This is a genomic window from Paenibacillus sp. FSL L8-0470, from assembly GCF_038008625.1.
Lineage (GTDB): Bacteria > Bacillota > Bacilli > Paenibacillales > Paenibacillaceae > Paenibacillus_AQ.
The window spans coordinates 2,908,832-2,924,469 of the sequence record NZ_JBBOZM010000001.1; the positions used below are offsets into that span (position 1 = coordinate 2,908,832).

The window sequence follows — 15,638 nt, forward strand, 5'->3', positions numbered from 1 at the left end:
GGCCCAGCCGCGGAGCCCGCAAATTTGAGTCAATTGTAATCTTTTCCTCTCCAGCGGTTAATAATGCATAGGATAGTAGGCTGGAAAGGGGCTTGAAACTAATGAAACGCAAACTCTTGCTAACAGGAGCGGCTGGAAGAATTGGCAATACACTCTTCAAGGGGCTGAAAGAAAGCGGCAGATATGATGTTGTAGGAGCGGATATTCAAGCGGACGAAGAGCAAGGGATCGTTCAGTTGGATATCGCGGATGAAGACCGGCTGGAAGAGCTTACCAAGGGTGTTGATACGGTACTCCATTTTGCCTGGATTAAGGATAATGACGATTTCCTCGGTAAGGTGCTTCAAGGCAATGTAGGGAGTGCTTACAAATTATTTGAGGCGGCTGTACAGAACGGTGTGCGGCGCATTGTATTCGCCAGCTCTAATCATGCGACCGGATATTACAAGACCGATGAGAAAACAGGTCCAAGTGACCCTTACCGGCCGGACAGCTTTTACGGGTTAAGCAAATGTTATATCGAGCTGCTCGGCCGCCTATACTCAGACCAAGGCAAAATCTCTTCGCTGAATATCAGGATCGGCAACTTTCCCGGAGACGACCGCCCCCATTCGGAACGGGCAGGACATATCTGGATCTCTGAACGCGATTTGCTGCAATTAGTAGAATGCTGCATTGAGGCGGATGAGGAACTGAAATATTTGAATCTGTATGGGACCTCTGCGAATACTGACAACTATTATACCATCGGGTATCTGGAGGAACTGCTCGGATACAAGCCTCAGGATGATGCGGCTGAGCTGCTAGAACAGGCCAAGGCAGAAGGCAAAAATGTACGTCAGGATGAAACGGAATATCAGGGAGGGGTAAAGTAAGAGCATCGCAGATTTCTAGGGTCTCAAGCAATTTCAATTGCGGGGAGGAAATGAAATGCGTAGTCGGAACGAGAACGGCCGGTATCGGCAGAAACGCGGGGAAGCGCAGGCAGGCAACCTTGAGAAAAAGTACGGTTCGGACTTTGGTGTACGCAGCGATATGAAGCTGGAGACACTAAGAAGACAGACAGATGGCGAGTCGCTGACACCAATGCTCAAGGAACAGCATGTTAAGAATCTTAAAGAATAAACCGGCGGAGCGCCGGGGTCATATTTTGGTTTCTGGACATAACCCGCGAGGGTTATGTTTTTTTGCATAACAACAGTTCCAGAATGGCATACTAGCTCCCGAATATATGTGTGGTAATCCTCACAGGCAGGGGGCGGAACAGATCGTGATTACACCGGTGCTACCGCTGGACAGCTATGCAGCTGTTGCAGTTGCGGGAGAATATTTCTTTTACTTTATGGTCTATTCCTTTATGGGCTGGGTGCTGGAAGGATCGTATAATCTCTATAGTCTGGGAACCTTTCGTAAAGAGGGGTTTCTGAAGGGGCCTTTTAAGCCGATGTACGGCTGTGCTCCGCTGCTCCTGCTGGCCGCCAAGGATTTACAGCTGCCGGTTCCGCTATTACTTGTGCTTGCGCTGATCATTCCTTCAGCAGTGGAGTATGCAAGCGGGTGGCTGCTGAAAGCTGCTTTTCACAGGCAATGGTGGGATTATAAGGAGCTGCCGTACCAGCTGCACGGGCATGTCTGCCTGAAATTCTCCTTATACTGGTGGGGGCTGGCTACAGCATGCATATACCTCCTCCAGCCAGTGATGGAAGGATTGTACACGGTCATTGAACCGTTATGGGGAATGGTGCTGCCGATGGCTGCCCTGTTGTTTCTTGCTGATTTACTTTGGACTTGCCGGGTCCGGCGGCGGGGGTTGAAGGGGCTGGAGTTAGGGGAAGGTTAGAAATGAACAACTGAATCATGTTTCTCTCAGGAACGGCTATCTTCCCTATCGGGTAGGTCAATCCGTTTCTTTCTTGTGTTTTCAGACAAGGAATCTCTGGCAGGGGTGTCAAATATAGAGACAGAGGATGATCAAATTACATCCTGACAGGAGGAATTATGAAAGGGATCATGAAATACAGTAGAACTATTATGCTGCCAATTATCCATGATGTCTACCAAGGAAGAGAAGATCAACATTATTTCCTTCCGCAAGGATGAGCTGTAGACTTAGTCTGGCAAGGTTACATAAAGGGGGAAATGAACATGCCAATCTCGGAATACTACCGTGCTTTGCGTGAGAAGACAGGCTCGGGGCTGCTGATGGTACCATCTGTAGCGGCAGTAATCAGAAATGACGACGAGGAGATTCTCTTTATTCGTAAAGGAAAAGAGCAGTTGTGGGGCTTGCCTGCCGGAGCCATTGAACCCGGTGAAACTCCATCCAGGGCGCTGCGCAGAGAGGTTTTTGAAGAGACGGGGCTGATGGTGACACCCGGGCGGATCATTGGGGTATTCGGCGGGGAGAAGTATGCATACCAGTACAGTAATGGGGACATGGTCGAGTACTCGGTAACAGTGTTTGAATGCTCGATTGTCAAAGGCACGCCGAGAAGCATGGACGGAGAGGCGGAAGAATTTAAATTTTTCAAGGAACAGGAGCTGCCCGAAATTGCCATCCCTTATCCCCGGGAGATTTTTATGCAGGATTCCGGTAACGGGCATGCGATATTTGAATAGAACGGGAATCCGGAAAGGGACAACATGAGAGCAAAACTTGCTTACAGCTTCGCTATGCTAATGATGATGGTGCTCGGATTCGGTTCCAGAGCATTTGCAGACCAGCTGCCGCTGTTTATCTCAAGACATTTTGGAGATGCGCTGTGGGCGGCGATGATTTACTTTGCCTTTCGCGTATTGCTTACCCGGCAACAACGGTGGATTTCAGTAGTGCTGAGTTTCGGCTTCAGCTTTGGCATCGAATTTAGCCAGCTCTACCAAGAAATATGGATTAGTGAGCTGCGTGCCACTTTATTGGGAGGATTAATTCTCGGCAAAGGTTTCCTCTGGGTTGATTTGATCAGATATTCAGCAGGGATTTTGTTTTCTTATGTGGCGGACCGCTTTGGCTGCGCAAGAATTCGTACTAAAAGGAAAGGATAGGGTCGAGAACTGTTCAATCAGAGCCATCCTTATACCAATATTCAGTAGAAGCTTCTCCAAGCTGAAATCTTGATCTTCCTGCCAACTGGACGGATGATATCACAAGAAACAGAGCCACTCAACCCTGAGCGATTGTTAGCGCATGTGTTTCTGAAGGGGGCAAATACTCTTTATTCTTGTGTGTTTCAACATTTTGCTATACTAATAGTTGGCTTACAGGGAAAGCTTGAAGGAGGAATCGTATGTACCGGATTTTCATTGTGGAGGATGATAGTAAAATTAGTGCCCTTCTAAAAAGGAATATGGAGAAATACGGATTTGAAGCATCTTGTGTAACGCAATTTCGCGAAATAATTACTGAATTTGAGGCGTATGATCCACATTTGGTCATGCTTGATATTAATCTGCCGTACTTTGATGGCTATTATTGGTGCAGACAAATCCGTACACGCTCCAACCTGCCGATCATCTTCATATCTGCGCGGGCGAGTGAGATGGATCAGGTGATGGCCATAGAGAACGGCGGTGATGATTACATTACGAAGCCAATTCATTTAGACCTTTTAATCGCGAAGGTAAAAAGTATTCTAAGGAGAGTTTACGGGGATTATTCGGCTTCTAACGGGACTGTCTTGCTGCCCGACAGTGAATTTAATGCACATGGTTTACGACTGAATCTAAGCCGTAATGAACTTATATGGCAAGATCAGAAAACCCAGATTACAAAGAATGAGCAGTTGTTAGCTGAATGCTTCATGCAGCAATATGGAAGAACCGTCTCGCGGGATCAACTTCTGGGGAAGTTATGGGACAATGCACAGTTTGTCGATGACAACACGTTAACGGTCAACGTGACAAGGTTGCGGAAGAAGCTGGAGGAACTTGGTCTGCCTAATGCGATCACGACGGTTCGTGGTATGGGTTATAAACTGGCCCTGGGCGAGGAGCAGGGGGAGCTTGGCTCATGAGATTGCGATCGGTTGCTTTATTTTTTCGTGATCGGCTAATTTTTGTATTATCTACGTTTGCAATTATTGGGGTTGGTGCCTGCTTAATGCTGCTGGAAAATGCGCGTTATCCTGGAATGATGGATGAGAGCACGATTTTTTATTTTGTGGCTGCAGCTGCTTTTATTGGGGTACTTGGATTGGTTATTGACTATATTCGAAATCGTGAATATCACAAACAGCTCAGAAATGCGGTTGAAGGATCTGATGAATTACAGGCGGCAGCGATCGTGCAGTCAGCCGTTACGGCAGAGCAGCAGCTGGTCATACGCTTGTTAGACCGGCAAAACAGCGCTTATTTGAATAAACTTGGAGCATATCGCCGCCAGCAAGAGCTCCACAACTATTTTGTTCTGCAGTGGGTGCATCATATGAAGACTCCTTTATCGGTTATAGATATACTCTTGCAAGAAAGCCTGAAGCAGATGCCTTCTTCTGAAGAGGAGCAGAAAGAGCTTATTCTCAGTCTGCATGAAGAGGCTGATCGAATGACGAGAGGTCTGGAGATGCTACTGTATACTGCGCGTCTCGATAAGTTCGAAATGGATATTCATCTCAAAAAAGTCCCGCTGCACAATGTAATTCGTGAAGTTCTGATTGCACACAAGCGGCTTTGTATCCGTCATGCCGTAATACCGCAAATTGATGGTGAGGCATGGCCGGAAACGGATGAGAAGTGGATAACAGTCGTAATAAATCAAATAGTCAGCAATGCAATTAAATACAGCAAACACAAACAAGGCATGAAAAGCCTTGTTTTTCACTTAGAGCAGAATACAGAAACAGGTTGTAAAATTAGCATAACAGATGAGGGGAGCGGCATAGCAACGCACGATATACCACGAATATTTGATCCTTTCTTTACCGGTGAGAATGGGCAATCTGCAGGAGAATCGACGGGAATGGGATTGTATTTGGCGAAGCAGGTGTGCGGCAGACTAGGTCACGTACTATCGGTAACGTCGGAACTAGGCATGGGTACGACTTTTACAATCACTTTTCAACCTGAGAGCATACATATTCTAGGCGGCAAAACAGGAAAAAGCATGTAGGCTATGTGACAACTTTGTTATGTGTGAAGCGTGATTTTGTAATATAAATCGATGGGTTCAGCGAGCATGGCCCGCTATACTAAATTTTGTTAAGACAACAGACTATGCAGACTGAAACGGGGGGAGGAAAATTGAATAATGACTTTACTTGAAGCGCAGGGACTGAGTAAAATTTACAGCTCCAAAGGCAATGTTGTTTGTACAGCTTTACATGACATTGATTTACGTGTAGAAAGCGGCGAATTTGTCGGTGTTATGGGGCCATCCGGAAGCGGCAAGACAACGTTGCTTAATCTGCTCGCAGTAATTGATCGTCCGACGGCCGGATACATAGAAATTAACGGTATTGATCCGAGCAAGCTCAGCAATAAAAATTTGGCGTTTTTCAGAAGGCGCGAGCTTGGGTTCATCTTTCAGGATTTCAATTTGCTGGACTCGCTGTCCATCAAAGAAAACATTATCTTGCCGCTTGTATTAGAAGGGGTGGCCCCTAAGTTAATCGAACATAGATTGTATATGCTAGCCGAGCGGTTAGAAATTGCTAAACTGTTGAACAAACGTACGTATGAGGTGTCTGGTGGTCAGAAGCAGCGAGCGGCTATTGCACGTGCCTTCATTAATGAACCTTCGTTAATGCTTGCAGATGAGCTGACCGGCAATCTGGATTCGAAGTCGGCGAAGGATGTAATGGATTCGTTGAAGGAGTTGAACGAACAATGGAAGGCAACGGTGTTAATGGTGACCCACGACCCGTTCTCAGCAAGCTATTGCCAGCGTATTGTATTTATTAAGGACGGAAGAATCTTCACGGAAATTCGGCGGGGCTCCAATCGACAAACGTTTTTCCAACAAATATTGGACGCTCTGAGCGTGCTCGGAGGGAATTTTAATGACGTTCCGTTCGCTCGCGCTTAGCAACATTCGCGGCAACTGGCGGTCGTACAGCGCATTTTTTATGAGTTGTGTGTTCTCTGTAATGATCTTTTACATGTATGCAGCGTTTCTTGCTCATCCCGACCTCGCGAGTGGCCATATCTTAGGGTCTGTGAAAGTAAAACAGGGGATGTTGTTCTGCCAATACATTATCGTTGTTTTCTCGTTTCTGTTTGTACTTTATTCCAGTTCGGCGTTTTTGAAGTCGAGGAGGAAGGAATTCGGTCTTCTTTCTTTGTTTGGAATGACGCATCGGCAGCTTCTTATACTTATTATTTTAGAAAGTACAGTTATAACGATTATGGCCATTGGGGCTGGTATCGGCTTGGGCATTTTTTTCAGCAAGCCATTCTTTATGGCACTCGCTGTGTTGTTAGGGTTGAAAGATCCGATCCCGGTTGCCATACCGCTACGTTCGGTATGCATGACGGCAAGTAGTTTCTTCATGCTGTTCACACTCATTTCCTTGGGAACGGCGATACGGGCGGGACGTACGGAAATTGTTGTTTTGCTTAATGCAGCGGGCGGCTCGAAAGAGAAACTCGTTTATTCGCCATGGCTTGCTGTGCTTTCGGTCGTATGCATAGCAGCCGCATATACTATGGCTCTAATGTTAAATGCAAAGAACTTCAACATGCTGGCGCTGTATATTTTGCTTACCATTTTGCCTGGAACTTACCTGTTATTTACGCAGTTTAGTGGATTGCTGCTTCGATTTATCCAAAGTTGTACAGCCATATACTACAACCGAACGAATCTGATCGTATTCGCTCAGCTTGACCAAAAGCTGAAGGAGAATGCACGAATGCTGTTTATTGTATCGATTTTAAGTGCGGTTATTTTAACGGCCTCCGGTACGATTTATATGCTTGGACTTGCGGTGCAACTGGACGATATCAAGACGCAGTATGATGATGCCCAAGGAGTGATATCGCTAACGATGTTTATTGGGGTGTTCATCAGTTTGCTGTTTTTCATAGCCTCCGGCAGCTTGATTTACTTTAAACTGTTTACGGAACTGCAGGAAAATCAGGCGCAATATAAGGCGCTGACCCGAATAGGGATGTCTTCAGGCGAGCTTCGGAGAATTGTTGTTACGCAGACTGGTATTCTATTCTTTGTGCCCTGTCTCGTCGGCATCGTTCATGCGCTAGTCGCTCTCAAAGCACTAGACAACCTGCTTATGGTATCCAATTGGGTTTATTCGTTCGTCATCATCGGCATTTATATGGCCATGCAGACGATTTATTTCCTAGTTGCCTGTAGTAGCTATATGAAAATCATAAATTTGACCAAGGAGCATCAGTTATGAAATCGTCATTAAAAATAGTTGTTATAATGATCGCTATTCTTCTTCTGTCGACTAGCGGTTATTCACAGACTACAGCTAACGCCGACTCAGGCGAATCAAATAAAAAAATACAGAAGATCGAACACTTTGTAGAAGAACAAAGAAGTAAGAGTAAAACTCCGGGAATCTCACTAGTCATTGTAGAGAAGGGGAAAACGATATATCAGAAAGGTTTCGGTTACGCGGATGTAAAGACAAAAAAACCAGTAACCGGTGATACTTTATTTGAAATAGGTTCAACAACGAAAGCTTTCACTGGTCTGGCCATTTTGAAATTGGAAAAAGAGGGGGTGTTAAAACTAAACGATGATGTAAAGAAGTATATACCGTGGTTGGAATTAACTTATAATGGTGAGCCGCAAACAATCACTCTAAATCAGCTCCTTCATCATACTAGCGGAATAGCAGCGAATACAATAGCCCGCATTCCTGAAGGTAATACAAATGAAACGTTAGAACTAACCGTTAAAACATTACTGGATCAGCAGCTAAATCGGAAACCGGGAAGCTCCTTCGAATATGCAACAATCAATTATGATGTATTGGGACTCGTGATCGAGAGTGTAACAAAGATGCCTTATGATATTTATATGAAGCAGCATATTTTAGAACCGGTCGGAATGAAGGATTCGTTCGTTGGGCTGCATCAATCCCAGTCCAAAGAGCTGGCTACCGGATATAAAATAGGATTTATGAAAGCACAAGCCTACTCACCACCAATATATCGAGGGAATATACCAGCTGGATATATTATCAGTAATGCGAACGATATAGCGAAATGGATGAATCTGCAGCTAGGCACTGATCCGGGCAATGTTATGGATAAACAGCTAATAAAAGAATCACATGTTCCTGACCGAACTGTAGAGCCTTTTGATGTGGATACTTACTATGCCAGCGGATGGGGAATCCAGACCAAAAAAGATAAACAATATATATCTCATGCCGGAGAGAATCCGACATATACATCGTACTTCATTATGCAGCCCGATGAACAGGTAGGGGTAGCCATCCTGACCAATATGAAAACGAGTTTTACAACTGCAATAGGTCAAGGCGTTATGGATTTGTGGGAAGGAAAGGACGTAACCAGCAATCCCTCTGACAGCTACCAAAATTTAGACCGAATCTTAACAATTGTATGTTTAGTCGTCGGCTGTTTGGGTGTTTTATTCATAGTCTTAATAATAAGAATCATGGTGAAACTCGCTCAAAAACAACGGATTTGGATAAAGTTAAATGTAAAAAGGACCTTGCTGCTAGTACTACATACACTGATCATTGCGGCAGGTTTAACATTAATTATCATGTTTCCGAAAATTTTACTTGGAGGATTGCCTTGGCCATTTATAAAAGTATGGGCTCCTACTACGATTTGGGTGACTTTTTGTAGTACTATAGTCGTATGCATCATCTATTATATCTTTGGATTAATGCTCATTTTTTCAAAGAAAATGAAAATATCATAAAGTCAAAGTAAGCTTGTTCAAGAGGTACGAGAACTTTGGGATGGACGATTCGATCCACCCGGGCTCTCGTTTTCTTGCGTAATTTCAAACACCTCAGGAGGATGCAGAATGAACTAGATAAATTATATAAATGGAGATGATTTCGACAAATGACAAACAGTCTAATCGTGGTATGCCTGCTGACAATGATCATTCATACGGCAGAAACCCTGTCGTATTCCGTTCGCTTTGCCGGAGTGAAGCTGAACAAGATCGCCATAGCATTATCGTTGACCGGAATTATTGTACTAGTATCCAGAACGGCTAATATGATCCAAGCACCGCTTACCGCCAAATTTGTTGACTTTGCCAAAACACACCCGGATTTTCCCTTGATCAATTATTTGCGGATCATCATGCTGGCTTCATCGCTTGGCACTTTGATAGCGATTGCCATATTCCCTACCTTCGTGGGCCTGTTTGGAAGAGTGATTTCCAAGCTGGAGGTGGAAGGCTCTATTCCGAAGCTGCTGACCAGCGTCACCATCGGCCAGCTTAAGAACACGCGGAAATATATCAAAAAACCGAAAATAAAACTGCCCAGCTTCAGATATCTAGGCATTCCCAAACGTTTTATTATCATGAATATCTTTGTTACTGCGTTCTATACCGTAGGGGTGCTCTCCTCATTATACGCGGCGCATTTATCGCCAGAGTTCAGCACAACCGCCTCTCAAGCTTCAGGACTTATCAACGGGCTGGCTACAATCCTGCTGACCATCTTCATTGATCCGCAGCTTGGCATTATCACGCACAAGGCTACGGAGCATTTGGAATATCGCGACCAGTTGGGAAAAATCTATGTACTGCTGATGGGCGCACGTTTCCTCGGAACCTTGCTGGGCCAGCTTGTGCTCGAGCCTGCTTCTTATTTCATCAGCTGGCTGGTACAGCTGATATAATGCACAGCCACACTGCGCCGAAGCAGGCGTTGCAGTGTAGCTGTTTCTTTGGACAGCAGCTTTACTTCGGAATCTTGGATTCCGCTGTCCGGAGCGCAGCCGATATCTTCTGCTCCCAGCTGTACATCTGCTGAACCATGACGCGTATTTCGCTCATCTTGGCATAAGACAGCTTCATCCCCGCAGCGGCTGCAACAGCGTCTCCTGCTTTGACAGCAGCTTTATAACGTTTGTCAGCTTCAGAGCGTATAGCTTGCAGCTCGCTTACTTTTTTGTTCTCCGCAGTAATTTGCTTCCGCAGTGCAGAAACCGGGGCAAGGGCATCCTTTGCCGGTTTGATTTTGGCAGCGGTAGACTTCCGCGCTTCAGCAAGGGCTGTAGTCTTCACTTTGATCTCCGCACGGGCAGCAGTTGCAGATGTCTTCAGTTTATTGCGCTTCAGATTCAAGGAAGCGGCAGACTTCTGATTATTGGCTTTACGGGCGGCTGAAGCCTGCTTGCCGAGTGTCGTGTACTGTTCCAGTAACGGTGCATGCTTCTTCTGCATCGCTTCGGCCTCGGATTTCAGTCTGTTGAGGAGCGTCTGGTTAATGGACTGAAGCTGCGAATTAATCGCGGAAAGCTCGCTGGTATTTTGTTTGCGGAGCGTCTGATTCCTCGGAATTTCAGCCTTAAGCGTAACCTGCAGTCCGGTGTAATCTTCATATAAATCATGAAATTCTTCCAGCGCGGAGTCCCAGTCTCCTGCTGCTGCGGCCAGCGGACTATTGCCCGTAAGGAGCACTAATACAATTAGCAAACCGGCCAATCTTCTGAAATAAACGGGCACTGCCCTTCTGTTCCTGGAGCTTTCCTTGCCTGCCGGATAAATCATCTTCTTCATCTCCTGTCTGAATTCGCGTTAAAGCGTACAAAAAAAGCACCCCCAAGAAAGGCATTAATGCCTGTCCTGCGAGGTGCTTCGCCCGCTTCAACGTGTATATTTGTTACTCACTATAGCTTGAAATTAATGGATAGTCAAGAGTCAAATGGAACGACAGTTCGTTTTATTGATTTGACTACATTTCCAGATATAACCTATTCTATGATATGATGAGTGAAAGAATATACAAGGAGGGCGTAGATGAATCTGGCGAATAAGATAACCGTGACGCGCATATTAATGATTCCGGTTTTTGTAATGCTGTTTCCTATATATCCGGATGGGTTAGTCAGCAAATTAGCTCTTCTGCAGCATATTGATGAGTATGGAGTTTATTATGCTGCAGCCGTATTTATTCTTGCCTCGGTTACAGATAAACTGGACGGTTATATTGCAAGAAAATATAATCAGATTACGAACCTTGGCAAGCTGCTGGATCCGTTGGCCGACAAGCTGCTGATCTCGGCAGCATTGATCTTAATGGCGGGCCGGCACGATATCGCTGCCTGGGTTGCCATTATTATGATCGGCAGAGAGTTTATTATAACAGGGATCAGAATGACGGCATCTGCGCAAAAAATCGCCCTGCAGGCCGATAAGTCCGGAAAACTGAAAATGGTATTTCAAGTGGCGGCGATCTCCGCAGTCCTGTTAAACAATTGGCCACTCAGCCTCATCACGGCTATCCGCATTGATCAGATGCTAATATACTGTGCGCTTGTCCTGACTGTCTATTCGGGTTATCTATACATAAAGAACAATTACCGTATTCTGAAGCTTGATCAACATTGAACAGCAGGAGGTATATGTGATCCACGCTAACAAACAGCCCTATGACCAAATAGCGCTTATCACTGGAACCTCCAGCGGGTTTGGGATGCTCAGCGCGCTTACCCTTGCGGAGAAAGGATATCAGGTTATCGCTTCTATGCGGGATTTAAGCCGCAAAGACGAGCTGGTGCAACAGGCTGAGCAAGCCGGAGTTCTAGGGCAGATTCATCTGGTAACAATGGATGTGACAGATACGGCATCCATTGAATCGGCTGTCTCGGAGATTATTGAGAAGTTCGGCAGGGTCGATGTTTTGGTTAACAATGCAGGTTTTGCTGTTGGCGGCTTTATGGAGGAAGTAAGTATGGAGGAGTGGCGCCGGCAGATGGATACCAACTTTTTTGGGCTTGTGGAGGTCACCAAGAACATCATTCCCCTGATGCGCAAGCAGCAGACGGGCACTATTATTAATGTCAGCAGCGTGAGCGGACTGTTCGGATTTCCCGGTTATGCACCATATGCTGCTTCAAAGTTCGCGGTTGAGGGCTTCAGCGAAAGCTTGCGCCAGGAACTGTTGTCATTTGGCATCAGAGTTGTGCTGGTGGAGCCCGGATCTTTCCGCACGCCTATCTGGGGCAAAGGGATTACAGGAATTCAGAGCCTGGCCGATTCACCGTACAAGGAGAAGCTGGAAGAGGTGCTGCGCTATTCCCGGAGAACCGCAGAGACGGCTCCCGATCCCCGGCAGGTGGCTGAGCTGATCGGGCGTATTGCCGCAATGTCCGCACCGAAGCTCCGCTATCCGGTTGGGAAAGGGACAAGAACCCTGATTCTCGGTAAAATGCTGTTGCCCTGGAAAACGCTGGAGCGCATCATCGCCCGGTCGCTCGCAAAACTGAAATAAGCTATACATCATAAGAATTGGGGTGTGACCATGCCGGATACCGTGGGGCTGCACATATGCTTCGACGAGCTTGGCCGTGAGATTGAAATCCTTGATGTGACCCCGGTAGCACGGGATAAATACCGCATTGAAGAGACACCGATCTTTAACCCGGGTATCGTGCTAGGCGACATCATCAGAGTGAAAGAGAAGCAGGGTATTTCATATTACGTGGAGACGGTGGAAAAATCCGGGTTCAGAAGATATGCCTGGCTGCTCAGCAAGGAAGCGGCAAGCTCGAAGGAAATCCGGGATATGAAGCAGCGCATCGAGGACGACGAGGGGAGAACGGAGCAGATCTTCGGCGGTTTGCTTGTCATCCATATGCCCCATAACTCTGGGATTGATGTCGAGGGCGAAATGGCCCGGATTATTGAACGATTTGAACTCTAAACTAATCAACTGAGGTGGCAAATGAAAAAGTTTCTGAAGCAATGGGTGCCCAGTATCCTAATCGGGGTTGTCCTGTCCTTATTTATTCGTACTTATGTAGCTGAGGCGATGCGCGTGCCTACCGATTCAATGGATCCAACGATCGAGGTTAACGACCGTCTTGTCGTAGAGAAAATGCTCTGGCTGACCACGCTCAAACATGGTGATATTGTTGTGTTTATTCCGCCGGTAGAGGGCGTGCAGAAAAAATACGTCAAACGGCTGATGGGATTGCCGGGAGACACCGTTGAGATTAAAGATGGAGCTTTGTTCAGAAACGGTGAGAAGATCGACGAGCCGTATCTTAAGGAAACGATGAACTATACTTTCGGACCGGTCACCGTCCCTGCAGACCACTACTTTTTCCTCGGTGACAACCGGAATGTCAGCTATGATGCCCATTTGTGGCCGACGCCTTTTGTGGCCAAGGATAAGCTGATCGGCAAGATGCTCGTCGATATCAGTGATCTTTTCTAACCGTTACTTAGCGATGGGATAATCAACAACTACGACATTTTCAATAATCCCCTCAAGCAGTTCAACAAAATGGCGGTGTGCCGGATGCGGCCCGTATTGGCGGAGGGCTTCCTGATCTGTAAAGGTCACGCGAAGCCCTAGTGTGTATCCATGCATATTCTCAGTCTCTTCCGTGACATTTACACCTGCCGTAAGGTCCGCGATCCCCGGTATTTGGTCCTTTAAACCCAGAAGTGTCTGCATCAGCAGCGCTTCTTTTTGTGGTTCATAATGCTCATTGAATCTAAAAATAACGAGATGCTCGAACATGCTACATCCTCCTCAAAGTTTTGTGAGTAACCGCTTCATGGGTTAACTTCATCACAAAACTATTTTGGTAGCAAACGCTTAGTTTTGTGAGCAATCGCTCCATAGTTTAACTTCACACAAAACTGCTTCGGAAGCAAACGCTTAGTTTTGTGGAGAGCAGTTAAAGTATACAATACCCGTTTCGTGAAAGGAGTACATTATGCCGGATACTTTTGCAACAAGCATCAAATTTCCCTTAGCTTTAAGATCAATGCTGAGTATGGTTTTCGTGATCGTCATAGAAATATATATGATTCATATAAATTCAGCTAACACGGCTCACTCGCACCCCGCACTTAGCTATTTCGTAGTAACTTGGCTCTGCGTCTGCGGTTTGCTGCTGCTGTTTTTTATGTTTCAAGCGTTGCGGAAGGCAACTGAAATCAAATGGGGGAGAGAGTCCATCTTTCTCCGAAATAGAAGGCTGTTGCCGGGAGAGATTAAGTGGATTATGATTGATGGTCCTTTAATCGGTATTATGCCAAGAGGCAAACGTATCGTACCTTTCAATCTATGCTTCAGATTTATGGATGACCGGGAGCAGGCGATGAAGGAGTTGACCAGTTGGGCTGAAGTAAACGGGATCCAGCTAAAATACAAAAGATTTTTAAAATGGATGTAAAATCATACAGGTGGGTGGCTAAAGTAGGGGGTACATTTGAACTATGCCGGCGGCGTGAATGCGACTTTCACCATATTGTTACTTTGAGCACTTTTGACTATGATCAAGTAAAGCTCTGGGAATTTATTGATTCCTGTACATAAGAAGGGGTGCTGATACTTTTGAAAGTACATGTCACAGATCTCAAAAATGGCGATTGCCTTATCACGGACACTTTCAATAGTCTGGGCCTGCATGTTCTCCCTAAGGGAACTGTCGTAGAACGGGAGGAAATTACCATCCTGATGCGGCACAAAATAGATTATGTGGATATTGAGGCGCGCTTGCTGTCCCGTGATGGGAAAGATGCGGATTTAAACCACGGTTTGAATGAGGATTTTGATCTCGCGATACAAAATTACGAATCTATTTTTATGGAGGCGCTGGCTCAGGGAAGCTTTAGCCCGTCCATGGTGGACGGCACACTGCGGCCGCTGCTGGAAACACTGGATGCGCAAAAAGATGTGGTTTCTCTGCTGCTCCTCCTTGACCGGGACGATATTGACACTTATCAACACTCTTTGCTGGTCGGGATGCTGTCTTATTATATTGCTTCCTGGCTTGGCTATTCCAAAGAGGAACGGTACATGATCAGCCGTGCCGGCTATCTGCATGATATCGGCAAGAGCCAGGTGCCATTGTCCATACTGAATAAAGTTGGACTGTTGAACGCTATCGAGGAGGACGAGCTGAGACGCCATACTTCCCACGGCTACGATATCATCCGCAGTTCTATGAAGGATGAAGGTACGGCGCTGGTAGCACTGCAGCATCATGAGTTTGAGGATGGTTCAGGTTATCCGAACATGATCCGTAAAGGTGAAATTCACCCGTATACCGAAATCGTCACTGTAGCAAACATTTACATGGGACTTACAACTTCGCGACTGAACCAGCCCAAACAGGGATTGGTTACCGTGCTGCGCCAAGTGCATGAGATGGGCTTCGGCAAGCTGAACGGTAATGTAGTACAGGCTCTTACAGGACATATGCTGCCAGGGTTCGTAGGCAAGAATGTCCGGCTTAGCAACGGGGAAATAGGCACTATCGTAATGAATAATCCGCTGGATATGTTTAAGCCGCTGGTAAAAGTGAACGAAACGTTCAGAGATTTGTCACGGGAGCGCAGCCTGTCGGTTGAAGAGGTATTTATCTAGAAGGTATTGGGTATCACCAAGCCAGCTCATAGCAAAGGTTATCTGATAGGGGTCTGTAGCAGATCCCGTCAGATAGCCTTTTTGTGCGTCGCTGGATTTGAATTCAGCCGGTAGATTGGCTATGATGAATGA

Annotated in this window: 19 protein-coding genes; 17 read left to right on the forward strand and 2 right to left on the reverse strand. The window is 46.1% G+C overall.

Annotated elements, in window-relative coordinates; translation table 11 throughout:
• Positions 1–101 precede the first annotated feature (101 nt).
• The 11 genes from NST99_RS13050 to NST99_RS13100 all read left to right on the forward strand — a co-directional run bounded on the left by NST99_RS13050 (position 102) and on the right by NST99_RS13100 (position 9,795).
• Positions 102–875, forward strand: a complete 774-nt coding sequence (locus tag NST99_RS13050) for an NAD-dependent epimerase/dehydratase family protein (protein ID WP_341092222.1) — start codon at positions 102–104, stop codon at positions 873–875.
• A 55-nt stretch (positions 876–930) separates the two neighbouring features.
• Positions 931–1,125 (forward strand): hypothetical protein, encoded by a 195-nt coding sequence (locus NST99_RS13055; RefSeq protein ID WP_038590093.1) that lies wholly within the window; start codon positions 931–933, stop codon positions 1,123–1,125.
• A 145-nt stretch (positions 1,126–1,270) separates the two neighbouring features.
• A complete protein-coding gene (locus NST99_RS13060) occupies positions 1,271–1,840 on the forward strand; it encodes a putative ABC transporter permease (RefSeq protein ID WP_341092225.1) in 570 nt (189 codons plus the stop codon).
• Positions 1,841–2,145: 305 nt separating this feature from the next.
• Complete coding sequence (locus NST99_RS13065; RefSeq protein WP_341092227.1) at positions 2,146–2,619, forward strand: NUDIX domain-containing protein; 474 nt, start codon at positions 2,146–2,148, stop codon at positions 2,617–2,619.
• A 60-nt stretch (positions 2,620–2,679) separates the two neighbouring features.
• Entirely contained in the window at positions 2,680–3,042 is a 363-nt protein-coding gene (locus NST99_RS13070; protein WP_341092229.1) for a ribosomal maturation YjgA family protein, read from the forward strand.
• A gap of 242 nt (positions 3,043–3,284) precedes the next feature.
• Positions 3,285–4,010 (forward strand): response regulator transcription factor, encoded by a 726-nt coding sequence (locus NST99_RS13075; RefSeq protein WP_341092231.1) that lies wholly within the window; start codon positions 3,285–3,287, stop codon positions 4,008–4,010.
• On the forward strand, positions 4,007–5,101 hold the full coding sequence (locus NST99_RS13080; protein WP_341092232.1) for a sensor histidine kinase: 1,095 nt from the start codon (positions 4,007–4,009) through the stop codon (positions 5,099–5,101). Before NST99_RS13075 ends, NST99_RS13080 begins: the two co-directional genes overlap by 4 nt.
• Before the next feature lie 138 nt (positions 5,102–5,239).
• Entirely contained in the window at positions 5,240–6,016 is a 777-nt protein-coding gene (locus tag NST99_RS13085; RefSeq protein WP_341092234.1) for an ABC transporter ATP-binding protein, read from the forward strand.
• On the forward strand, positions 5,991–7,346 hold the full coding sequence (locus tag NST99_RS13090) for an FtsX-like permease family protein (RefSeq protein ID WP_341092235.1): 1,356 nt from the start codon (positions 5,991–5,993) through the stop codon (positions 7,344–7,346). The genes NST99_RS13085 and NST99_RS13090 overlap by 26 nt, the downstream gene beginning before the upstream one ends.
• The gene (locus NST99_RS13095) at positions 7,343–8,854 is read left to right on the forward strand and encodes a serine hydrolase domain-containing protein (RefSeq protein ID WP_341092236.1); all 1,512 of its coding nucleotides are present in this window, start codon (positions 7,343–7,345) and stop codon (positions 8,852–8,854) included. Before NST99_RS13090 ends, NST99_RS13095 begins: the two co-directional genes overlap by 4 nt.
• Before the next feature lie 149 nt (positions 8,855–9,003).
• Entirely contained in the window at positions 9,004–9,795 is a 792-nt protein-coding gene (locus tag NST99_RS13100) for a lipid II flippase Amj family protein (protein WP_038590118.1), read from the forward strand.
• 61 nt (positions 9,796–9,856) lie between these two features.
• On the opposite strand, the gene NST99_RS13105 is transcribed toward NST99_RS13100, so the two are convergent.
• Positions 9,857–10,669 (reverse strand): hypothetical protein, encoded by an 813-nt coding sequence (locus NST99_RS13105; RefSeq protein WP_341092237.1) that lies wholly within the window; start codon positions 10,667–10,669, stop codon positions 9,857–9,859.
• A 249-nt stretch (positions 10,670–10,918) separates the two neighbouring features.
• Between NST99_RS13105 and pgsA the strand changes: the two genes are divergently transcribed.
• The 4 genes from pgsA to lepB are packed head-to-tail and all read left to right on the forward strand — an operon-like array spanning position 10,919 to position 13,340.
• Positions 10,919–11,509 (forward strand): CDP-diacylglycerol--glycerol-3-phosphate 3-phosphatidyltransferase, encoded by a 591-nt coding sequence (gene pgsA, locus NST99_RS13110; RefSeq protein ID WP_341092239.1) that lies wholly within the window; start codon positions 10,919–10,921, stop codon positions 11,507–11,509.
• Between the two features lie 16 nt (positions 11,510–11,525).
• Positions 11,526–12,392 (forward strand): SDR family oxidoreductase, encoded by an 867-nt coding sequence (locus NST99_RS13115; protein ID WP_341092240.1) that lies wholly within the window; start codon positions 11,526–11,528, stop codon positions 12,390–12,392.
• A gap of 30 nt (positions 12,393–12,422) precedes the next feature.
• Positions 12,423–12,824, forward strand: a complete 402-nt coding sequence (locus tag NST99_RS13120; protein WP_341092241.1) for a DUF4265 domain-containing protein — start codon at positions 12,423–12,425, stop codon at positions 12,822–12,824.
• A 21-nt stretch (positions 12,825–12,845) separates the two neighbouring features.
• Positions 12,846–13,340: a signal peptidase I gene (gene lepB, locus NST99_RS13125; RefSeq protein ID WP_341092243.1), complete on the forward strand. Its 495-nt coding sequence runs from the start codon at positions 12,846–12,848 to the stop codon at positions 13,338–13,340.
• A gap of 3 nt (positions 13,341–13,343) precedes the next feature.
• Here the strand turns inward: lepB and NST99_RS13130 are convergent, their stop codons facing one another.
• Entirely contained in the window at positions 13,344–13,649 is a 306-nt protein-coding gene (locus tag NST99_RS13130) for a Dabb family protein (RefSeq protein ID WP_341092245.1), read from the reverse strand.
• A gap of 199 nt (positions 13,650–13,848) precedes the next feature.
• On the opposite strand from NST99_RS13130, the gene NST99_RS13135 reads away from it, so the two are divergent.
• Both NST99_RS13135 and NST99_RS13140 read left to right on the forward strand, forming a co-directional pair.
• Positions 13,849–14,310, forward strand: a complete 462-nt coding sequence (locus NST99_RS13135) for a hypothetical protein (RefSeq protein WP_341092247.1) — start codon at positions 13,849–13,851, stop codon at positions 14,308–14,310.
• Between the two features lie 161 nt (positions 14,311–14,471).
• On the forward strand, positions 14,472–15,506 hold the full coding sequence (locus NST99_RS13140) for an HD-GYP domain-containing protein (protein WP_341092248.1): 1,035 nt from the start codon (positions 14,472–14,474) through the stop codon (positions 15,504–15,506).
• Positions 15,507–15,638: the final 132 nt, after the last annotated feature.